Below are 19,595 nucleotides of genomic sequence, written 5' to 3' on the forward strand. Positions count from 1 at the left end.
ATGACATCGCCCGTACTGGATTTGCGCGGCATCGACAAGCGCTTCGCTGGCGTGCATGCGCTGCAGGACGTGAACCTCACGCTCTATCCGGGTGAGGTTCACGCGCTCATGGGACAGAACGGCGCGGGCAAGTCGACGCTCATCAAGGTGCTGACAGGCGTCGTGAGCCTCGATGCCGGGGAGATCCTGCTCGACGGCCGCGCCATTCGTCCCGATTCGCCGCTGGCGGCCCAAAAGCTCGGCATCAGCACGGTGTATCAGGAAGTGAATCTCTGCCCGAATCTTTCCGTGGCGGAGAACATTTTCGCGGGCTACTTTCCGCGGCGCGGCGCATTGCACGGATTTCGCATCGACTGGGATGCGACGAACAGGCAAGCGCGTGAATTGCTTGCGCGCATCGGGCTCGATATCGACGTCACGCGCGTATTGACGAGCTATTCGGTCGCCGTGCAGCAGATGGTGGCGATTGCGCGGGCGCTGAAGCTATCGTCGAAAGTATTGATACTCGACGAGCCGACTTCAAGCCTCGACGATGAAGAAGTCCGCCGCCTCTTCGACGTACTGCGCCGCCTGCGCGGCGAAGGTCTCGCTATTCTGTTCGTCACGCACTTTCTGAATCAGGTCTACGCGATCTCGGACCGCATCACGGTACTGCGCAACAGCCGGCGCGTGGGCGAATGGCGCGCGAGCGAGCTGGGCACGCAGGCGCTCATCGCCGCGATGCTCGGTCGCGAACTTGCCGCCGCACAGGCGCGTCAAGCGCCGCCCGACGATGTCGACACGAACCCGAACGAAGCGGCTTTGCTCGACGCCACGCGCCTCGGCCAGAAAGGTCAGCTGCAACCGCTCGATCTGCGCGTGCGCGCGGGCGAAGTCGTCGGCGTAGCGGGATTGCTCGGCTCGGGCCGCACCGAACTCGCGAAGCTGCTCTTCGGCCTTGAGAAGCCCGACGAAGGCCAGTTGCGCATCGACGGCGCGCCCGTATCGTTCGCGACGCCCGTGCATGCGATCCGTCATGGCATCGCGTTTTGTCCGGAAGAGCGCAAGGCGGACGGCATCGTCGCGGAGTTGTCGCTGCGCGAGAACATCGCGCTCGCGTTGCAAGCCCGCATGGGCGCGCGGCGCTGCCTCACGCGCGCGCAACAGAGCGCGCTTGCGGAGCGCTTCGTGCGCGCGCTCGGCATCAAGGCCGCGACGCTCGACATGCCCATCGGCCTGCTTTCCGGCGGCAATCAGCAGAAGGCGCTCATCGCGCGATGGCTCGCAACCGAGCCGCGTCTCCTGATCCTCGACGAGCCGACGCGCGGCATCGACGTCGCGGCGAAGCAGGAAATCATGGATGAAATACTCCGGCTCGCATCGACGGGCATGGCCGTGCTCTTCATCTCGTCGGAGATTGCGGAAGTCGTGCGTATCGCGAACCGCATCGTCGTATTGCGCGACCGGCGCAAGGTCGGCGAATTGCCCGCGGGAACGAGCGAGGACACCGTGTGCGAAATGATCGGAGCCGAACATGGATGACACGGTGAAGCGTGGAATGCTTCGTTCTGCGATGGAACATCGCCTCGGCTGGCCGATCGTCACGCTGGTTCTGCTGCTCGCATTGAACGCCGCGTTCAATCCGGGCTTTCTGCATGTCGAGTGGCGCAACGGGCATCTGTACGGCAGTTTCATCGATATCCTCAATCGCGCAGCACCGCTCGCCGTCGTCGCGCTCGGCATGACCATCGTGATTGCGACGCGCGGCATAGATATCTCCGTCGGCGCGGTTGTCGCCATCGCGGGCGCGGTCGCCGCATGGGCGATCGGCGGCTCGATCGCGGGCAATGTCACGCGCTTTCCGTTGCCCGTCGTGATCGTGCTGGCGCTCGGCGTCGCCTTGCTGTGCGGATTGTGGAACGGCTTGCTCGTGGCGCGCGCGGGCATGCAGCCGATCATCGCGACGCTCATTCTCATGGTCGCGGGACGCGGCGTCGCGCAGCTCATCACCAGCGGCCAGATCATCACGATCTACTACTCGCCCTACTTCTTCTTCGGCGGCGGTTATCTGCTCGGCGTGCCGGTGTCGATCCTGATCGTCGCGCTCGTGTTCGTGCTGTTGTATCTCGCGATCACGCGCACGGCGCTCGGACTCTTTCTGCAAGCCATCGGCATCAATCCAACGGCCGCGCGCGTCGCGGGCGTGCAGGCGAAGCGGCTCACGCTCGGCGCGTACGCGTTCAGCGGCTTGTGCGCGGGCGTGGCCGGCATTCTCATCAGCTCGAACGTAAAGAGCGCCGACGGCAACAACGCGGGCCTCCTGCTCGAACTCGATGCGATTCTCGCCGTCACGCTAGGCGGAACCGCGCTCACGGGCGGGCGCTTCACGCTCGCGGGCAGCGTGATCGGCGCGCTCATCATCCAGACGCTCACGTATCTGATCTATTCTCTCGGCGTGCCGCCGGAGGTGAATCTCGTGGTGAAGGCCATCGTCGTGTTCGCGGTGATGATGCTGCAATCGGGCGAATTCCGCGCAACGGTTGCGAAGTTCGCGCGCCGCCCTGCTTTATCCGAACGCGAGGTGCGCCGATGAACTCGGGCCTGCCCACGCTCACGCAACATCGCAAGGGTGATGCGCCGCCGCGCAAGTCATCGCGCGGCCGCTATCTGCCGCTCGCCGCGACGGTGTCGCTTTTCATCGCCATATCCGTGCTCGGCTCGGTGATGTACACGGGCTTCTTCTCGCCGCAGGTCTTTCTCAATCTGCTGATCGACAATGCGTTTCTGATCGTCGTCGCCGTGGGCGAAACCTTCGTGATTCTGTCGGGGGGCATCGATCTTTCGGTGGGATCGGTGATCGCGCTCACGACGATGGTATCCGCCGCGCTCGTCGAGAAAGCGGGCTGGCATCCGCTCGTGGTCATCCCGCTCGTGCTCGCGATGGGCACGGCGTTCGGCACGCTCATGGGCTGGCTGATCGCGCGCTTTCGCTTGCAGCCGTTCATCGTGACGCTGGCGGGCATGTTCCTCGCGCGCGGGCTGTGCTATCTCATCAGCATCGATTCGATCAGCATCACGAACCCGTGGTACGCGACGGTTTCGCAGATTCGCATTCCGGTGATGACCGGCGCGTCGCTTTCGCTCGGCGCGGTGATCGCGCTCGTCGTGCTCGCGCTCGCGGTGTTCGTCGCGCATTACACGCCGTTCGGGCGCACCATCTATGCGGTCGGCGGCAATCCGCATTCCGCGCTGCTGATGGGCCTGCCAGTGAATGCCGCGACTATCGGCGCCTTTGCTTTGTCGGGCTTCTGCTCGGCGCTCGGCGGCGTGCTCTTCACGTTCTACATGCTCTCGGGTTATGGCCTGCACGCGATGGGCCTGGAACTCGATGCCATCGCTTCGGTCGTCATCGGCGGGACGCTGTTGACGGGCGGTGTCGGCTATGTGATCGGCACGCTGTTCGGCGTGCTGTTGCTCGGCATCATCCAGACGCTGATCTCGTTCGACGGCTCGCTCAGTTCGTGGTGGACGAAGATAGCGGTCGGCGCGTTGCTGCTCGTGTTCTGTCTGTCGCAGCGCGCGTTCGGCGACCGCGCGGCGGCAAAGCGCTGACGACGATATGGACTATCGCCATCCACAGCCCCGCAAGAGCATGCACGCGCGCATCGTGCAGGAGCTCGGCGTCGATATCGTGAGCGGCAAGCTCAAGCCGGGCGACCGTCTGCCCGCCGAAGCCAGGCTATGCGAAGCATATGGCGTGAGCCGGCCGGTGCTGCGTGAAGCGACGCGCGTGCTGGTCGCGAAGGGGCTCGTGCTGTCTAAGCCGCGTCTTGGCAGCGTGGTGCGTCCGCGTGATGAATGGCACACGCTCGATCCCGATGTGCTCTTCTGGACCATCAACAGCGTGCATGAGGGCGAGTTCTTTCAGTCGTTGCTCGTGGTGCGCAGGATCGTGGAACCGGCGGCGGCGGCGCTCGCCGCATCGAACGCGACCGAGGGCGATGTCGCGCGTATCCGCGATGCTTATGAGCGCATGTCGCGCGCGGCCACGTCAGAGGAATTGCTTGCGCCGGATCTCGAGTTTCATCGCGCGATCATGACGGCGACGCATAACGACATGCTGATGTATATCGGGCATATGTTGTCGCTGGCGCTGTCGGAATCGATCAAGCTGACGAGCCGGCATCCCGATACGCATGCGCTCTCTTTGCCGCGGCACAAGGCCATTCTTACCGCGATTGCGAATCATGATCCGCTTGGCGCGCGGCATGCGAGCCTCGTGCAACTGGATAATGCGCGGGCGGATGCGGAGAATGTGTTGTCGGCGGTTTATCAGGAATAGGTGTTACGCCCTACGCCGCCACGCGTTGTCATTCAAGGCACGCATCAGCACCTCGACAGTCCATCGTTCATGGACCGCCTGCCGAATCAGCGCTTGCTGACTCTTCGGCGCAAGACCACCGACAGGCGGATCGCGATCCAGATTCGTCGGAAACGCATAACCTTCCGCGCACGACGCGATGACCGCATCGATCTCCTGATCGCTCATTACGCCCGTCGCCGTGTAATCGAGCAGCACCGGATAAACGGCTTCGCACATGCGCGTGCGATCGAGCGTTTCCATCGCCCGCCCATATGCCGACGACACTTGCAGCAGATTCGCCATGCGTTGCACATCGCGCGTGCGATTCGCGCCGGCCGCATGAAACAGCGCCGGGCTGAAGAACAACGCATCGCCCTTTTCGAGCGGCAGTTGCACATAGTGCGCTTCGAAGTACTCGCGAAAGTCGGTACGCCGCCACGCGACATAACCTTGCGCATAACGTTGCGAGAACGGCAGCAATTGCGTCGGTCCGCTTTCGACAGGCATGTCGCCATGCGCGACCGCGCCTTGCAACGTGAGAAACGGCGACATCGCGTGAACATGCGCTGGATAGCGCCGCACTTCCTCCGCGCTCTGAAAACCGAGGTGATAGTCGCGATGCGCCTGTTGCGCGCCTCCGCCCGGGCGCACGACATTGACTTGCGATGTCATCTGATACGCTGGGCCGAGCCACGCTTGCGCCGCACAGTCGATGAACCGGTTGGCGAAGTAGCGCGCATACACATGAGGCGCTTGCAGACAGAGCTTTTCCTGCGCGTTCCAGATGCGATCGTTAGCGCCGGCCTTCGCGAAGTGATCGCCCGGATTCGTGCCCCGCTCGTGCTCTTGCCGGATGATCCATTCGAAAATCGCGGTCGCTTCGTCGACGGGAGCGACATCCGCATACGCATGCCTGAGCACGAAGACACCGGCGCCATCGCGCAGGACGCTGGCCCACTCTGCTTGCAGCGTCATGCGCTTGTCCGGATCGTTCAATACATCGTGAAGCGCGCCGCAGTCATAGAGCGGTATTCTCTTCTCGCTGCCGGCCGCGAATGCGAGTTTCACCGCGTCGTCGCGGGCGAGCAAATTCGAAAACGCGTCGAGCGAGCAATCGCTTTCGCTGTACCAGTTCGTCTCGTTCATGTCTCGCTCCGTTTTCAATAAGAATAACGGCTTGCGCAATCGAGCGGGAAAATGAGCAGACGGCGGCTGCAAGCTGAATCACTTCAGCGGATCGTGGCCCCAGTTCATCAGCGAGTAACGCCAGTGCGAATGCTCCACTTCATGCGGACGCTGCGCGAGATGTCGCTTGATATAGCCGATCACCTTGCGCATGTGCGCGTAGTCGCTGTCGGTGAGATCGACCTTCCTTGAAGGCGCCATAGATCGCGGCGGTGTCGTCGTCCGTCGATTGCGATCCAACGCTTCAGCGAACACCGCTCCCGGCAGACTTCAATCGCGCGTCAGAGACTCGCTCGGCTTCGGCAGAAAATGCAGCACCACCTTCAGCGTATAAATGACGATGATCGTGCCTGCGAGATCGCCGACGAACATCGCGAGGAATCTCGAAACGATGTCGTGGCTATCGCCTTGAAGATAGAACCAGATGTTATGAAGCAGCGGCCCGGCTATGGCGTAAGCGACCATCAACACCATGAGCCGCGCCGCCGTGAGATTCGACAGCGACGCATTCAGTCCATAGATCTCGCGCGCCAGGCGATAGACCGCATAAGGCGCGATCGTCGCGATGATTCCGCCGGCGAATGCACGCACGGGATCATTGGGAAAGAAGTAGAAGAAATCGACGAGCCAGCTCGCAATCAATAGCCCGATCGCGCCGTCCGCGCCGAAAAGCAGCGTGCCCAGTAGCCGGATGCCGGCCGGCAGATAAACCCAGTTCACGCCGCGCACGAACTCGGAATGAACGAAGATTTCCTGATTGGCCCAGAGCGAGCCGATGAATACGAGCGCCGTGCCGACGACGGAGCATAAACGCAGTTGAAAGAAAGACATATGGCGTGCCAGTGAGCGGCGGCAAGGTCGCTCATCTTAACGCAGCACCGCTAAGGCCGCGCTTTACCGGCGGCATCGCTCACCGCACATGCGGCATGCTTCGGCGACACTTGAAGCTTCAACGCGATCCGCTCCAGTTCTTCCAGCAAACACCGCAGCTCGGCTTGCTGATCGGGCGCGATCGTCGGTGCATGCTGCAATTCCTCGATGCGTTCGCGCCAGTACGACACCGGCCACGCCGCGCTGCGATGCCAGTGGCGCGAGCGGATCATCCGTCCGAGATGATCGATTTCCTGCTCGATGAAATGCGCCGTGATGTAAGTGAAATCGCGTTCCTGAGCCACGTCCATGCCCCCGATTTGGCCCGTGCGACTAAGAACGCAGTGCTCGTCGCATCGCTTGCCCTGGAGGTCGATCTTATCACTCTCTTATCAGTTTGATAAACAGATACTACGCGAAACCGTGTTTCGTTTTCTGGCCGATGCTATGATTCTCCGTCTCGGTGGAATGGTTTTTTCATGGCCAAAAAGAACGTTTTCGATGCCTATTTTCGCTTCCTGAATCTGGCTCAGGCGGTGCAGGCATTGCCCTCGGTGCCCAAACTCGACGCCGCCGAGGAACGTTTGCTGGAAGCGCTTACGGCGTCGTGGCATGCCGGACGAACGCTGACGGTCACGGAAACGATGGCTTTGTCGGTCGCGGGCGCGCCGGCCACCGTGCATCGCAAGCTGACGAGCCTCCGGAAGCAAGGGCTCGTTTCCGTCGGCGAGAGCAGCGACGATCTGCGCATCAAGACCGTCGTCCCGACGCGCAAAGCGCTGGAATACTTCGAAAAGCTCGCCGCGTGTCTCGAAGAAGCGAAGAAGCGCTGAGCCCAGCGCGTCACGCAAGCTGACAGAATCGAAGGCCATTCCTGAACGGATCGAAGATCTGCATCTGACGGCCCGAGTCCACTTCGTCGATGCCGTGTCGCATCATGCGCGCGCGAACGCCTCGCCCTCTTGCTCCAGCCATGACCGAAATATAACGATGAGTTCATCACCGGCTCTTTCGTCGGCGACATAGGTGCAGTAACTCCGCGACGGCAGACGCGGTCCCGCGAAAGGCGCGATGAGCCGCCCCGTGGCGAGGTCGTCGGCGACGAGTGCAGTAGGCCCCATCGCGATGCCCATGCCATCGACAGCCGCCTGCAAGGTCAGATAGAAGTGGTCGAAAGTCAGCACCGCCGCGGGCGTGAACGCGGGCATGTTCGCCTGCGCGATCCAGTCCGGCCAGACGCGCGGCAAGCTCGACGTATGCAGTAGCGTGTGCCGCCGCATGTCTTCCGGCACGGCAAGCGGCAATCGCTTCGGGAGCGCGGGACTGCACACGGGCAAGCGCTCCTCCGCCAGAAAAGGCCGCATCGCGTAGCCATAGAACGTGTCGGGACCGCCGCGGATCACGATGTCGTAGACATCCCTCAGACTTTCCACCGGCTCGTTCGATGTCTCGATCCTGACTTCGACATCGGCATGACGCGCACGGAACCGTTCCAGCCGAGGCACGAGCCAGCGCAAGGTGAAGGTGGCGGGCGCATTCACGCTGAGCGTGCGCGACACGGCTTTCGACAGACCATAGCGCGCCGTGGCTTGCGCGAGCTGATCGAAAAGCGGCGCGATTTCCGCGAGATAGACGCGCGCCGCCGCTGTGAGCACGACGCGCCGGTTATGGCGCTCGAACAAGGGCGCGCCGAGCCACGCTTCCAGCAGGCGCACTTGCTGGCTGATCGCGCCGTGCGTCACATGCAGCTCCGCCGCGGCTTCCTTGAAGCTGCCGAGCCGCCCCGCCGCTTCGAACGCGCGCACCGCATTGAGCGAAGGCAATGCCTGTCTCATGTCGCGAGAGATTTTCTAACGTGAAGGCGCAATTTAAATGGTTTGTTACGTCCTTACAAGATAGATATTCTATGAAGTATCTGCCACGTAACCAGAACGGAACGCATGCTCAGCTATACCGGCGGTGTCGTCCTCTTCGCAGCGCTGCTGCACGCAAGCTGGAATGCGATGCTCCACGGCAATCGCGACCGGTTCCTGTCGATGACGTGGATGAGCGTCGCGATCGGCGTCGTGTCCGCGTTCGTGGTCGTGTATCTGCCGATGCCGCCGAAAGCCGCGTGGCCGTACATCGTCGCATCGGGGCTCGTGCATATCGTCTATAACCTGAGCCTCGTGCGCGCGTATCGCCGCGGCGATCTCGCGCAGGCTTATCCGATCGCGCGCGGCTCGTCGCCGATGCTCGTCACGCTCGGCGCGGCCCTCTTCGCGCACGAGTCGATCGGCGCGCTGCACGCACTCGGCATCGTGCTGATCTCGGGCGGCATCATGGCGCTCGCGCTGCACGGCGGCCGTGTATCGCGCGCGGGCGCGCTCGCCGCGCTGACGACGGGCGCGACCATCGCGGTCTATACCGTCATCGACGGCATCGGCGTGCGCCTCTCCGACGGCGAAGCGATCACCTATACCGCGTGGATGTTCATGTTCTACTGGTTCATGCCCGTGATCTTCGTCGCGAAGCGCGGCCTGCCCGCGCTGTGGACGCCGCTCAAAGATGCGCCGATGGCCGTGGGCTCGTCGCTTGCGGGCGGCCTCGCGTCGATCGCCGCCTACGGCATCGTCATCTGGGCGATGCAGGCCGGCGCGATGGGCGCGGTATCCGCGTTGCGCGAGACGAGCGTCGTGTTCGCGGCGCTCATCGGACGGGTGTTCCTGCAGGAGCCGGTCAGCGCGAAACGCTGGCTCGCGTGCGTGGTCGTCGCGGCGGGCGCGGTGTGTCTCGGGACGTGAGTCGTGGGTCGCGCGTCGTGCTCGTGCGCCGAACTGAACCGAAAGCCTGCCTTTGATCGGCGAATCGGGATTGCATGAGGTTCGATAAATTGCCCGTCGTGGCATTGGGCCCGACGGCGAAACCAGAAGAACCGAGAACCAACTTGCATCCCGTACACGAATGGCACGCGGCGCCCCTTCCCGCCGATGAAGCGAGGCGACTGCATCTGCTGCGCAGCCTCGATCTGCTCGACACGCCGCAGGAAGAAGTCTTCGACCGTGTGACGCGCGTCGTCGCGGAGCTGCTGGATGTGCCGATCGCGCTGGTATCGCTCGTCGACGAGCATCGGCAATGGTTCAAGTCGCGCCTCGGGCTGGACGTATGCGAAACCGCGCGCGACGTGTCCTTCTGCGCGTATGCGCTGCATTCGGAGCGCCTGCTGCTCGTCGAGGATACGCATGCCGATGCGCGCTTTGCGGGCAATCCGCTCGTCACGGGCGCGCCGCATGTCCGCTTCTATGCCGGCGTGCCGCTGCGCTCGTCGGGCGGACTCGTGCTCGGCACGCTGTGCGCGATCGACACGAAGCCGGGAACACTGAGCGCATCGAAACAGGCGGCGTTGTGCGATCTCGCGGCCACTGTCGAGCGCGAGATCGTGCAACGGGAAGCCGCGCGCGAAACGCGCGAGATTCAGGAAGTCGACCGCCGCAAGCTGCGCCTTTCCGAGTCGCGCTTTCACACGATTTTCCAGCAGACGCCGACGGGCAAGGCCATCGTCGATCTGAGCGGCCGCTTCATCGAAGTGAATCCGAAGCTGTGCGAGATCACCGGCTACAGCGCCGACGAACTCGTGACGATGAACTTTCAGCAGATCACGGAAGAAGCCGATCTGCCCGACGACATGGAACTCGTCGCCGAATTGCTCGACGGTACGCGAAAGACGTATTCGCTCGAAAAGCGCTATCGCCGCCGCAACGGCGCAACGATATGGGTCGACCTCAGTGTCGCGCTGATTCGCGACGAACGCGGCGAGCCGCTGCACTTCGTCAGCGTGGCGCAGGACATCACGAGCCGCAAGCACAGCGAGCAGATGTTGCGCGATTACCGTCAGGAGCTCGAACGCCGCGTGCTCGGCCGCACGTCCGAACTCACGAGCAGCCGCGCGGCGTTGCAGACGATCACGGACAATTTGCCCGTGCTCATCGCCCATGTCGATGCGGACCTGCGCTACCGCTTCAACAATCAGGTGTATCGGGACGTGTTCGGCGTCGATCCGGCAGCGCTGCGCGGCAAGACCGTGCGCGACGCCATCGGCGCGGCGACCTTCGAGCGCTGCCTGCCGTACTTTCGCCGCGTGCTCGCGGGCGAGCGCGTGACGCACGAGGACATCGTCTACGAAGCCGCGCCGAGCCGCATCTGGAACGCGACGTATATCCCGGAGTATCGGCGCGACAAGGTCGTCGGCTTCTACATCATGTCGCAGGACATCACCGAGACGAAGCGGCGCGAGAATCAGATGCGCTCCGAAGTCATGCTCGACGCGCTGACGGGCCTGCCGAACCGCCGCGCGCTCGCCGAGCAGCTCGCGCTCCACGTCGATGCCGCCCGCGCCGACGACGTGCCGTTCGCGCTGTTCTTCATGGACCTGGACGGCTTCAAGAACGTCAACGATCAGCACGGCCACGATGCCGGCGACGCGCTGCTCCGGCAAGTGGCCGCGCGCCTGAAAAAGACCACGCGCGCGGGCGATCTCGTCTGCCGTCTCGCGGGCGACGAGTTCGTGCTGCTCGCGCGCGGCATTGCGTCGTCGAGCGCGTGCAGCCGGATCGCGCAGGACATCTGCCGCGCCATCGGCCGGCCTTTCCACGTGGGCAATGGCGAAGCGCGGCTCGGCACGAGCGTCGGCATCGCGATGTGCGCGGGCGGCTTCGATACCTCGGCGGAAGCGCTGCTCGCCGAAGCGGATCGCGCGATGTACGAAGCGAAGCGGAAGGGCCGAAACGGCTTTCGCTTCGCGTCGATGCCGGCGGACGCCGCGCCCGCGGTCGATCACTGTCTCGAAGCGGCCGGCGAGACCGCGCTGCATCTCTGAAATTTCACGATGCGCAATCGAAGTCCGGTTTTCGAAAAGTGCGCTGCATGGCAGCACGGCGCGGGTTGCGCATCGGACAATCGGCTTTCGCATCGTGAAAATATGCGTGCAATTCATTGAAACGTAACCAATTTTATTTGGTGCTCGACACCACGCATCGCCGCTGCCCGCCCGTCTTTCTTCGATAACCTCTTATACAAGAGGTGCGCTTCGCGCCCGACGCTTTCCAATCACGCTGGAGAAACGCGATGCAGAACGTCTATATCGAACCGATGCCGAAGGGTCAGTGGGGGCCGATCGACGGCTACACACTCGAATTTCATGACGGCACGAAGATCACGCAGCAGGTCTATCGCTCGGAGCGGCTCGCCGCCGACGAGATCAGGCTGCGCGGCTACTCGCCTTTGATCGCGAAGGTGCGCGTGACCGACAAGGCCGTCGACGAGCACTGGCAAGCCGCCTGATCGCCCGAGGCACTTCATCGACCTGTTCCCTTATCGCGCGCGGCGAACCCTTCACGTTGCCCTTCTCGCCGCGCGCGATGTCATCAAACCGTCGACAGGGCCATGCATTCGCGGTTCGGCTATCCGGTCGTGATCGCCGCGATCGTCACGATCGACACTTTGCTTTTCCGCTGGTTTCGAAAGGCGAAGTGGATCTGAACACGGACGCTTTCGCCGGCAACCACGCCGACTAATTTTTCCGGCTCGGCTTCCAGCTTCCGTCGGCGGTCATCGCGGGTTTGACCGGTGCAGGAATGGCCGCGACCTTCTGAAAATCCTTCGTCCCGGATTTGCCTTTCGCGACTTCCTGGCGGCGCGCTTGCGGCTTGCTCGTCTGCTGTGGTTTCGGTTCCGTCTTCGATGCCTGACGTTGCGAGGACTTCGCACACGCACGATCGGACTTTTGCGAGCACGTGGCGGCAGCTTTGGGAGCAGCTTTGGGAGCGACCTTATGCGATGCCTGTGTGCGAGGCGCGACGTTCTTCTTTGCGGCCGGGCGTTCGTGGACGGCCGCTTGCGGCGTGCTCTCCTTGCTCGATGCGACGACCGGAATCAGCGGCGACGCCGTATCGGCCGGCGGGCGCGCTGCATCGGGCGCGCGGCCTTCGACGGTCCTGGCGGCGACGCCGATCTTCGGCGCCGCTTCGCTGACCGGCCCCGCGACGGCGACCGGCACCGCTGCGGCACGCGCCGTCGATCCATGATTTTCGAAGTAAGCGCGCGCGAGCACGCAGGCGCCGAGCACGACGCCCGCCATCGCGACCGTCGCCAGCATGGAATTCGACGTGCGTTGCGGCTGCTCCAGCGCATGAGCAGTCGCAGGCGCCGACAGACGCGGCTCGCGCCCTTCGATGTGGCTCAGCTTTTTTTCGACGCGGTCCGCTTCGCCGTAATCGTGAAAACGGCGCGTCACGCCGCGCGCCGCCACGACCGCACGCACCGCGGTTTCCGCGCCTCTCGTCAGCACGGCCCCGTTCCGATCCGCGCCGCAAAAAGGACATGCGCTCTCTTCCACTGACGAAAGCGTTTCACACCGCGGGCAGATGACCGAATAAGGCGACGGGCGAACGCCTTGCTGATCCACTGTCACATCACACTCCTTCCGAATGATTCCGGAGGGTCGATCGACACATCAGCGATCGCCCGTTCGCAAGCAATGCATACGAATCCACCGTAGCATACCGGCCGACGTTGCGAAAGACGAAAGAATCCGCGTGCGATTCAGCATGGATTCGTCAGCAGAATCACGCTCGGCGCTACTTCAATCCGCCGACGATACGCTCCATCTCGACTTCGTCGAACGCGCGCATGGTCGTCGTGCGGACATTGCCCAGCGCGCCGAGCGTGAGGCCGAGACGGGTCATCGTTTCATCGTCGGGCGAATCGACCGAAGCGACCAGGTCGTAGGCGCCGAGCGTCCAGTGCAATGATCTGAGCGTCGCGCCCATCGCCTGGCTCGTTTCGCCGAAAGCGCGTGCCCGCTTGATCGTGTCCTTCGCGCTGCGCACGCCCTGATCGGTCCAGTTCAGCAACATGATGTAGGTGGCCATGTCGTCCTCGTCGAGTGAGAGTGACACTGCCGCACGCGGACGAGCGCAGCCGCCGCGTGCGCAGCGTTTTCTATGCGTGGAAAAAGAGGCAAAGAAAAAAGAAGAGAGGCGGCTATAGCGCGGAAGGTCCGGCGCTTGCGACAAGAAGGCCGCCGATGGGATATCGCCCGGTTTCGCTTTGCGGGCCGCGTCGACTGGCTTGCATATGCGGCGCACGGTCGGGCTGACTGCCTGAAAAAAGTATAGGCGACGCCGTGAGGTGCGAAGGTGCATACATGCTCCGAAACGTTGCCTGCTTCGAAGGATGACGATTACACTCGAACCGTTCCGCGCCGGGCGGTCTGTCTTTTTCTGTCTGTCAGCGCGATCCGTCGCTCACGAACATGGCTCCGAACAAAGCGCATGGTCAACGACCTCTGGTACAAGAACGCAATCATCTACTGCCTGTCCGTCGGCGTGTTCATGGACGCGAACGGTGATGGCGTCGGCGACTTCCGGGGTCTGGTGCGCCGCCTCGATTATCTTCAGGGCCTCGGCATCACGACGATATGGCTGATGCCGTTCCAGCCATCGCCCGGCCGCGACAACGGCTATGACATCTCCGATTACTACAACGTCGATCCGCGCTACGGCACGCTCGGCGACTTCACGGAATTCACCCACGCGTGCCGTCAACGCGGCCTGCGCGTGATGATCGACCTCGTCGTGAATCACACGTCGGATCAGCATCCGTGGTTCAGGGAAGCGCGGCGCGACCCGGCGTCGAAATATCGCGACTGGTACGTGTGGTCGAAGAAGCGGCCGGCCCGCGCGAAAGATGGCGTCGTGTTCCCCGGCGTGCAGAAGTCGACGTGGACCTACGACAAGCAAGCGGCCATGTGGTACTACCACCGCTTCTACGACTTTCAGCCCGACCTGAACACGGCCAACCCCTATGTGCAGGCCGAGCTGCTCAAGATCATGGGCTTCTGGATTCAGCTCGGCGTATCGGGGTTTCGCATGGATGCGGTGCCGTTCGTCATCGCCACCAAGGGTGCGCAGGTGAAGCGGCCGGTCGAGCAATACGACATGCTGCGCATGTTCCGCGAGTTCCTGCAATGGCGCCAGGGCGACGCCATCATTCTCGCGGAAGCGAACGTGCTGCCCGACACCGACATGCAGTACTTCGGCGATGCCGGCGAGCGGCTGCAAATGATGTTCAACTTCCAGGTCAACCAGAACACGTTCTATGCCCTCGCGAGCGCGGACGCCACGCCGTTGAAGAAGGCGCTCGAAGCGACGAAATCGCGCGCGGCAACGGCGCAGTGGGGCGTATTCCTGCGCAACCACGACGAACTCGATCTCGGGCGGCTGTCACCTGAACAGCGTGAAACCGTATTCGCCGCGTTCGGCCCGGAACCGGACATGCAGCTCTACAAACGCGGCATCCGACGACGTCTTGCGCCGATGCTCGATGGCGACCGTCACCGGCTGGAGCTTGCGTACAGCCTGATGCTGACGCTTCCGGGCACGCCCGTCGTGCGCTACGGCGATGAAATCGGCATGGGCGACGACCTGCGCCTGCCGGAGCGTGAAAGCGTGCGTACGCCGATGCAGTGGTCCGCCGAGCCGCACGCGGGTTTCACGAAGCATGCGCGCCCGGTGTCTCCCGTGATCTCGGGCGGACCGTACGGCTTTGAACGCGTGAACGTCGCCAGTCAGCGCAGGGAGCCGAATTCGCTGCTTAACTGGATCGAGCGGATGATCCGCATGCGCAAGGAGGTGCCTGAAATAAGCTGGGGCGATTTCGCGATCCTGCGGGCATCGCGTGACGACGTGCTTGCGCTGCGCTACGACTGGCGCAACAACTCGGTGGTCTGTCTGCACAACTTCAGCGCGGCCGCGTGCACGGTGAAGTTTCACGTCCGCGGGGAAGCCGGCGAGAGCACCATGCTGGTCAACCTGCTGTCCGATGACCACAGCCAGGGCAATGCGAAAGGACAGCACACCGTCGTGCTGGAACCGTATGGCTATCGATGGTTCCGCGTGGGCGGCCTCGATTACCTCCTGAAGCGCAGTGAAGTGTGAGGCGTGCGCTTTTGCCTGGCTTCAGTTAGTGAACCGGTCTCGCGTGATGGTGCTCGCCCATCGGTTCGTCATATTCGCGCGAGATGTCCTTGTTCGTGTAATCGCCCATTCGCCACGCCGCGGCGAGGCTGAACAATCCGCACACGAAGATATAGCCCGCGATCGCATAGCCCGAATGGTAATACGCGAAGAGCGCGGTCGCGATCAAGGGCGCGGGACCGCCCGCGATCACCGAAGCCAGTTGATAACCCAGCGATGCACCGCTGTAACGCAGCCGCCCCGTGAAAGACTCGGCGATCAACGCGGCCTGCGGACCGTACATCATCGAATGCGGCACCAGCGAGAGCACGATGGCCACGAAGATCCAGACAGAATTCCTGGTGTCGACCATTGCGAAGAAGACGAAACCGTACAGGCCCGCGAGCGCCGCGCCGATCATGTACATCCGGCGGCGTCCGATGAGATCGGACACGTGACCGAACAGAGGGATCGTGAAAAATTCCAGGACGGATGCGGCCAGCACGGCCATGAGCAGCAGATCGCGCGACGCGCCGAGCGTCCTCACCCCATAGGTGAAAACGAAAGCAGTGAAGATATAGAAAGGCGCCTGCTCGGCCATCCGGACGAAAGCGGAAAGAAGAATGTCTTTCGGTTGCCGGCGTATCACTTCGAGCGTCGGCGCCTTTTCGATCTTATTTTCAGCCAGCAATTTGGCGAAAATCGGCGTCTCGAGAATGCTCAGCCGGATATAAAGACCGATCGCGACCAGCACGATACTGAGGACGAACGGCACACGCCAGCCCCACGTGAGGAATGCGCTGCCGGAAATCTGGCTCATCGCGAGCACGGCGAGATTGGCGATGAACAACCCCGCCGGCACGCCGAACTGCGGCCACGAAGCGACGAAGCCGCGATGCGAATTCGTGCGCGCCCATTCCATCGACATCAATACGGAGCCGCCCCATTCGCCGCCGACGCCCACGCCTTGAATGAAGCGCAGCACGGTCAGAACGACGGCGCCCCAGATGCCGATCGTCGCGTAGGTCGGCACGAATGCGACCGCGAACGTGGCGAGCCCCATGAGCAGCAGCGTGACGATCAGCGTGGCCTTTCGTCCGATGCGATCTCCGTAGTGACCGAAGATGGCCGCGCCGACCGGCCGCGCGATGAAACCGACGGCGTAGATCAGAAACGCCTGCAGGGTGCCGACGAGCGGGTCCGATTCCGGAAAGTACAGCTTGGCGAAAACGAGGCCCGTGACCGTGCTGTAAAGAAAGAAGTCATACCATTCGATCGTCGTGCCGATCGTGCTGGCGACGACGGCACGGCGTAGCTGGCGCCGATAATCTTCGTCGGACAGGGGCACGGCCCCCGATTGAGTGGCAGCCATTTCGAACCCCCATTAGAGGCAAGCGCTTAGCTTAAAAGCACACTTTAATTCAATGAAGGATTCCCTGTTGCCCACTAATGATATGAAGTTATCCGATGGGTATCTCAACGCGCCACGAACACGAACGGGGCAATACCGCTATACGCCGAACCGCTGGTGAATGACCGCATCCCGAGGTCGATGTTCCGGTACGTGCCGTCCGCACGATGCCTCAACTGATTGACGGACCAGACGCCGCTACGCTCGAGAAGAATGGATTGCGTCCTCGGTTCGTACTGGAGATAACCCAGCAAGTTCGACGAAGCCAGCAAGGTCGACTTGGCTCGGCTCGTCACGTCATAGAGAATGATCGGACTCGGTTTCGTGTCGTTGTCGTCGGCAAAAAGGATTTGCTGGTTGCTGATGGCCGCGAGGAATTTCGGGTTCTTTTCCGGTAGATCCGTCAGCCCGCGCGAAATGCCGCTCTCCAGGTCCATTTCCGTCAGGTTGCCCGCAGCCGCGGCCGACGCGAAGCTGACGAAGTAGGCCTTCTTGCCATCGGGGGTCACGGCGAACTGATCATGGATCACGGTCGGCGCCGAGCCTGCCGGGAAACCGCCCGTGATCAGCGAGAGGGCCGTGTCGATGCGCAGCACTTCCACCTTCGTCCCTTCCTCGACCGAGAGCGCATAGACGTTGCCGACGTCGTTCCTGGCCGTCGCCAGCCTGATGATGTTGAAGGCTTCCGGCAACACGATCGTTCTGACGAGCGTCCCGGCGTCCGTGTCGATGATGCTGATGACATTCTTGCTCGACAGATAGACCTGACTTCCATCCGGCGCGGGCTGAAGGTCATAGCCGGTCAAAGTCGTCAGCAACGGACCGATGGGCGTGACGCGCACGACCGTATTGGTCGCGGTGTCGATGGTGGCGAGATCGATCGATGTCGAGCTTCTTTCGAGCAGCACGTGCAGCCGCTTTCCATCGGTGCTGGCGAACATCCGATCGACTCGCTTGTAGTCGCCCGTCAACGAAAGATCGATCGAAGCCTTCGCGGCGTGCGAAGCGAAATCGTACGCGGTCACCTGCGCTGGGGCTTGGGCGCGCGTCAGCGTGTACACGGTTTCGTTGCCGCGCGGAGGCCCGTAGTACTTCTGCGCCATCTCGATGTCGGTCGCACTGAGCTTGCCGTCGCCATTCCACTTCGGATTGCAGTAGTTCATGATCGATGCGAGATCCCACGGGCCTATCATCGTGTCGCCCGAATTGCCTTGCGCGGGCTCCGCGCACGTCGAAGGCGTGTCCGGCCGGTTCTGCTCGTGCGCAAAGCCCAGCGCGTGACCGAATTCATGCGCGACAATCCGGCGAATGCAGTACTCTTCGCGTCCCTGGCAACTCTCGCTCCAGTTCATGAAGGTGAAATTGAGCACCATGCCGCCTGCCGCGTCGTTCAGCATCGCGCCGAGGCCGACGGTATGCGGCCCTTCCGCCGCACTGTCCTCGACCGAAATCCGTATGCCGTAATAGTTCGGATCGTTCGTGCATTGCTGCCAGCCCGAGAACTGGGCCCCGGAATGCTGCTCCCAGGTCTCCTTGACCGCGAGACGAGCCCATCCGCGTTGCCCGGCGTATCGCGCGTAATCGGCATTGTTCATATCCCAGCAGACACCGATGGGAAAGCGATCCCAGATGACCGTCGACAACGCGTAACCCTTCGTCGTGCTCACGTCCAGAGCCGCCGGTTGTGCGCCCGCACCCTTCGCGTTCGATCCTGGGGCATCGGAGCCGGTGTCGCCCCCGCATGCACTGAGCAGTACTCCTGACAAAACTGCCAGAACGAGCCCTCCGATCCTTCTCATTTTCTTCTCCGTTAAGTCGAGACCATGCAAACTCGCGCATGGCGGAAGGAAATATCTTTCAGTGCGTAATCAGACCGGAAGATTCATTACAGAGAGTTTCCGCAAGCTTCTGCCTTTTCACGCGTGGGCGTCAATCATTGATTCTACGAATTGTGGGATGAAGAAGCGCCACGGGGTAACGGGTGCCGCCGATATGGACTGTCGGTCCTATTGGCCGGCGTTGCGGGGTAGCGGGAAGTACGAACGTGCGGAGCTGAAACGCCACAGACGATCTTCGAGCGAATGCGTCGGACGTCGCCACGCCAGCGTGAGAACGCGCATAGGTATCCGAATCAAGCCCGGAACGAACGGTCATTCGGACGGCCGACCGATCATCAACGCCCACTGGAACTTTCAATTCGAAAGCCCTATAACACTATGCATCGACCCGGGGTATCGACGGGACAGGTTGCAGCAGCGTCCGGAGGTGCAATCATGGAAAGGCTTTGCCATCGTTCATGCACGACGACGGTTTTCGTTTGCGCGACGGTGCTCGCGACGATCGACATCGCATGGTCGCAGGCGATTCCGAAACAAGGGCCGATCGATGTCACCTTCACCGCTGTCGGGCGTGATGTGAAGGAAATCCCCGTCGGAAGCGACAATGCCGTCTATCTGTTCGAAGCGACGATGGCTTTCACCAACAACAGCAAGACGCCCTTGATGCAGAACGTCACCGCGCGTTGCGTGGAGGCGGGATTCAGCGCCGCCGGCGCCAACGGCTACTGCGTCTTCACGGACAAGGACGGCGATAACTTCGTCGAAACGTTCAGCCACGGGGCGGGGACTATCGCGGGGAAGGCCGTGCTGGGGCAAGGCACGGGTAAATACAAAGGCATCAAAGGCGAACTCGACTGGCAACAGGTGCTCTCGCTGCCGGCCGAGAAAGGCTCGTTCAACTTCGTCGGCAAGAAGACCGGCAGCTATCGCATCACTGCCGATTGAAGATCGTGGAT

Annotated in this window: 19 protein-coding genes; 10 read left to right on the forward strand and 9 right to left on the reverse strand. The window is 62.4% G+C overall.

Features of this window, described 5'->3' with window-relative positions; all coding sequences use genetic code 11:
* The 4 genes from AWB75_RS26580 to AWB75_RS26595 are packed head-to-tail and all read left to right on the forward strand — an operon-like array spanning position 1 to position 4,321.
* Positions 1 to 1,521 carry a sugar ABC transporter ATP-binding protein gene (locus AWB75_RS26580; protein WP_061127015.1) on the forward strand — a complete coding sequence of 507 codons (1,521 nt, stop codon included), beginning with the start codon at positions 1 to 3 and terminating at the stop codon, positions 1,519 to 1,521.
* The gene (locus tag AWB75_RS26585) at positions 1,514 to 2,572 is read left to right on the forward strand and encodes an ABC transporter permease (protein ID WP_061127016.1); all 1,059 of its coding nucleotides are present in this window, start codon (positions 1,514 to 1,516) and stop codon (positions 2,570 to 2,572) included. The genes AWB75_RS26580 and AWB75_RS26585 overlap by 8 nt, the downstream gene beginning before the upstream one ends.
* Positions 2,569 to 3,591 carry a galactofuranose ABC transporter, permease protein YjfF gene (gene yjfF, locus AWB75_RS26590; protein WP_096031705.1) on the forward strand — a complete coding sequence of 341 codons (1,023 nt, stop codon included), beginning with the start codon at positions 2,569 to 2,571 and terminating at the stop codon, positions 3,589 to 3,591. The genes AWB75_RS26585 and yjfF overlap by 4 nt, the downstream gene beginning before the upstream one ends.
* A gap of 7 nt (positions 3,592 to 3,598) precedes the next feature.
* Positions 3,599 to 4,321 carry a FadR/GntR family transcriptional regulator gene (locus AWB75_RS26595; RefSeq protein ID WP_061127017.1) on the forward strand — a complete coding sequence of 241 codons (723 nt, stop codon included), beginning with the start codon at positions 3,599 to 3,601 and terminating at the stop codon, positions 4,319 to 4,321.
* A gap of 3 nt (positions 4,322 to 4,324) precedes the next feature.
* Here AWB75_RS26595 and AWB75_RS26600 read toward each other — a convergent pair whose 3' ends face one another.
* The 4 genes from AWB75_RS26600 to AWB75_RS26615 all read right to left on the reverse strand — a co-directional run bounded on the left by AWB75_RS26600 (position 4,325) and on the right by AWB75_RS26615 (position 6,708).
* Positions 4,325 to 5,488, reverse strand: coding sequence for a phytanoyl-CoA dioxygenase family protein (locus AWB75_RS26600; protein ID WP_061127018.1), 1,164 nt, complete (start codon positions 5,486 to 5,488; stop codon positions 4,325 to 4,327).
* A 78-nt stretch (positions 5,489 to 5,566) separates the two neighbouring features.
* On the reverse strand, positions 5,567 to 5,728 hold the full coding sequence (locus AWB75_RS26605; protein WP_087086861.1) for a DUF3140 domain-containing protein: 162 nt from the start codon (positions 5,726 to 5,728) through the stop codon (positions 5,567 to 5,569).
* 69 nt (positions 5,729 to 5,797) lie between these two features.
* Positions 5,798 to 6,358 (reverse strand): MASE1 domain-containing protein, encoded by a 561-nt coding sequence (locus tag AWB75_RS26610; RefSeq protein WP_061127019.1) that lies wholly within the window; start codon positions 6,356 to 6,358, stop codon positions 5,798 to 5,800.
* Between the two features lie 50 nt (positions 6,359 to 6,408).
* The gene (locus tag AWB75_RS26615) at positions 6,409 to 6,708 is read right to left on the reverse strand and encodes a hypothetical protein (RefSeq protein ID WP_061127020.1); all 300 of its coding nucleotides are present in this window, start codon (positions 6,706 to 6,708) and stop codon (positions 6,409 to 6,411) included.
* 168 nt (positions 6,709 to 6,876) lie between these two features.
* Here AWB75_RS26615 and AWB75_RS26620 point away from each other — a divergent pair, with 168 nt between their 5' ends.
* Positions 6,877 to 7,230, forward strand: coding sequence for a MarR family winged helix-turn-helix transcriptional regulator (locus tag AWB75_RS26620; RefSeq protein WP_061127021.1), 354 nt, complete (start codon positions 6,877 to 6,879; stop codon positions 7,228 to 7,230).
* 102 nt (positions 7,231 to 7,332) lie between these two features.
* On the opposite strand, the gene gcvA is transcribed toward AWB75_RS26620, so the two are convergent.
* Entirely contained in the window at positions 7,333 to 8,232 is a 900-nt protein-coding gene (gene gcvA / locus AWB75_RS26625; RefSeq protein ID WP_061127022.1) for a transcriptional regulator GcvA, read from the reverse strand.
* Positions 8,233 to 8,337: 105 nt separating this feature from the next.
* On the opposite strand from gcvA, the gene AWB75_RS26630 reads away from it, so the two are divergent.
* The 3 genes from AWB75_RS26630 to AWB75_RS26640 all read left to right on the forward strand — a co-directional run bounded on the left by AWB75_RS26630 (position 8,338) and on the right by AWB75_RS26640 (position 11,716).
* Entirely contained in the window at positions 8,338 to 9,180 is an 843-nt protein-coding gene (locus AWB75_RS26630; protein ID WP_061127023.1) for a DMT family transporter, read from the forward strand.
* A 143-nt stretch (positions 9,181 to 9,323) separates the two neighbouring features.
* A complete protein-coding gene (locus tag AWB75_RS26635) occupies positions 9,324 to 11,252 on the forward strand; it encodes a sensor domain-containing diguanylate cyclase (RefSeq protein WP_061127055.1) in 1,929 nt (642 codons plus the stop codon).
* A 248-nt stretch (positions 11,253 to 11,500) separates the two neighbouring features.
* A complete protein-coding gene (locus AWB75_RS26640) occupies positions 11,501 to 11,716 on the forward strand; it encodes a hypothetical protein (protein WP_061127056.1) in 216 nt (71 codons plus the stop codon).
* A 229-nt stretch (positions 11,717 to 11,945) separates the two neighbouring features.
* Here AWB75_RS26640 and AWB75_RS26645 read toward each other — a convergent pair whose 3' ends face one another.
* Complete coding sequence (locus AWB75_RS26645) at positions 11,946 to 12,722, reverse strand: hypothetical protein (RefSeq protein WP_143746508.1); 777 nt, start codon at positions 12,720 to 12,722, stop codon at positions 11,946 to 11,948.
* A gap of 289 nt (positions 12,723 to 13,011) precedes the next feature.
* Positions 13,012 to 13,305, reverse strand: a complete 294-nt coding sequence (locus tag AWB75_RS26650) for a GYD domain-containing protein (protein ID WP_061127025.1) — start codon at positions 13,303 to 13,305, stop codon at positions 13,012 to 13,014.
* Between the two features lie 402 nt (positions 13,306 to 13,707).
* Here AWB75_RS26650 and AWB75_RS26655 point away from each other — a divergent pair, with 402 nt between their 5' ends.
* The gene (locus tag AWB75_RS26655; RefSeq protein WP_061127026.1) at positions 13,708 to 15,372 is read left to right on the forward strand and encodes an alpha-amylase family protein; all 1,665 of its coding nucleotides are present in this window, start codon (positions 13,708 to 13,710) and stop codon (positions 15,370 to 15,372) included.
* A gap of 25 nt (positions 15,373 to 15,397) precedes the next feature.
* Here the strand turns inward: AWB75_RS26655 and AWB75_RS26660 are convergent, their stop codons facing one another.
* On the reverse strand, positions 15,398 to 16,762 hold the full coding sequence (locus AWB75_RS26660) for an MFS transporter (protein ID WP_061127027.1): 1,365 nt from the start codon (positions 16,760 to 16,762) through the stop codon (positions 15,398 to 15,400).
* A 104-nt stretch (positions 16,763 to 16,866) separates the two neighbouring features.
* Positions 16,867 to 18,600 carry a M12 family metallopeptidase gene (locus AWB75_RS26665; RefSeq protein ID WP_235012256.1) on the reverse strand — a complete coding sequence of 578 codons (1,734 nt, stop codon included), beginning with the start codon at positions 18,598 to 18,600 and terminating at the stop codon, positions 16,867 to 16,869.
* A 474-nt stretch (positions 18,601 to 19,074) separates the two neighbouring features.
* Here AWB75_RS26665 and AWB75_RS26670 point away from each other — a divergent pair, with 474 nt between their 5' ends.
* Entirely contained in the window at positions 19,075 to 19,584 is a 510-nt protein-coding gene (locus AWB75_RS26670) for a hypothetical protein (RefSeq protein ID WP_061127028.1), read from the forward strand.
* The last annotated feature ends 11 nt before the right edge of the window (positions 19,585 to 19,595 follow it).

The sequence above is a fragment of the Caballeronia catudaia genome (assembly GCF_001544755.2).
Lineage (GTDB): Bacteria > Pseudomonadota > Gammaproteobacteria > Burkholderiales > Burkholderiaceae > Caballeronia > Caballeronia catudaia.

What these genes read in the sequence shown, in the direction of transcription:
- AWB75_RS26650 (WP_061127025.1), bottom strand. Translation starts at nt 13,305, where the DNA reads ATGGCCACCTACATCATGTTGCTGAACTGGACCGATCAGGGCGTGCGC.
- AWB75_RS26630 (WP_061127023.1), top strand. Translation starts at nt 8,338, where the DNA reads ATGCTCAGCTATACCGGCGGTGTCGTCCTCTTCGCAGCGCTGCTGCAC.
- AWB75_RS26585 (WP_061127016.1), top strand. Translation starts at nt 1,514, where the DNA reads ATGGATGACACGGTGAAGCGTGGAATGCTTCGTTCTGCGATGGAACAT.
- AWB75_RS26665 (WP_235012256.1), bottom strand. Translation starts at nt 18,600, where the DNA reads ATGAGAAGGATCGGAGGGCTCGTTCTGGCAGTTTTGTCAGGAGTACTG.
- AWB75_RS26670 (WP_061127028.1), top strand. Translation starts at nt 19,075, where the DNA reads ATGGAAAGGCTTTGCCATCGTTCATGCACGACGACGGTTTTCGTTTGC.
- AWB75_RS26605 (WP_087086861.1), bottom strand. Translation starts at nt 5,728, where the DNA reads ATGGCGCCTTCAAGGAAGGTCGATCTCACCGACAGCGACTACGCGCAC.
- AWB75_RS26615 (WP_061127020.1), bottom strand. Translation starts at nt 6,708, where the DNA reads ATGGACGTGGCTCAGGAACGCGATTTCACTTACATCACGGCGCATTTC.
- gcvA (WP_061127022.1), bottom strand. Translation starts at nt 8,232, where the DNA reads ATGAGACAGGCATTGCCTTCGCTCAATGCGGTGCGCGCGTTCGAAGCG.
- AWB75_RS26660 (WP_061127027.1), bottom strand. Translation starts at nt 16,762, where the DNA reads ATGGCTGCCACTCAATCGGGGGCCGTGCCCCTGTCCGACGAAGATTAT.
- AWB75_RS26610 (WP_061127019.1), bottom strand. Translation starts at nt 6,358, where the DNA reads ATGTCTTTCTTTCAACTGCGTTTATGCTCCGTCGTCGGCACGGCGCTC.
- AWB75_RS26600 (WP_061127018.1), bottom strand. Translation starts at nt 5,488, where the DNA reads ATGAACGAGACGAACTGGTACAGCGAAAGCGATTGCTCGCTCGACGCG.
- AWB75_RS26620 (WP_061127021.1), top strand. Translation starts at nt 6,877, where the DNA reads ATGGCCAAAAAGAACGTTTTCGATGCCTATTTTCGCTTCCTGAATCTG.
- AWB75_RS26580 (WP_061127015.1), top strand. Translation starts at nt 1, where the DNA reads ATGACATCGCCCGTACTGGATTTGCGCGGCATCGACAAGCGCTTCGCT.
- yjfF (WP_096031705.1), top strand. Translation starts at nt 2,569, where the DNA reads ATGAACTCGGGCCTGCCCACGCTCACGCAACATCGCAAGGGTGATGCG.
- AWB75_RS26655 (WP_061127026.1), top strand. Translation starts at nt 13,708, where the DNA reads ATGGTCAACGACCTCTGGTACAAGAACGCAATCATCTACTGCCTGTCC.
- AWB75_RS26640 (WP_061127056.1), top strand. Translation starts at nt 11,501, where the DNA reads ATGCAGAACGTCTATATCGAACCGATGCCGAAGGGTCAGTGGGGGCCG.
- AWB75_RS26595 (WP_061127017.1), top strand. Translation starts at nt 3,599, where the DNA reads ATGGACTATCGCCATCCACAGCCCCGCAAGAGCATGCACGCGCGCATC.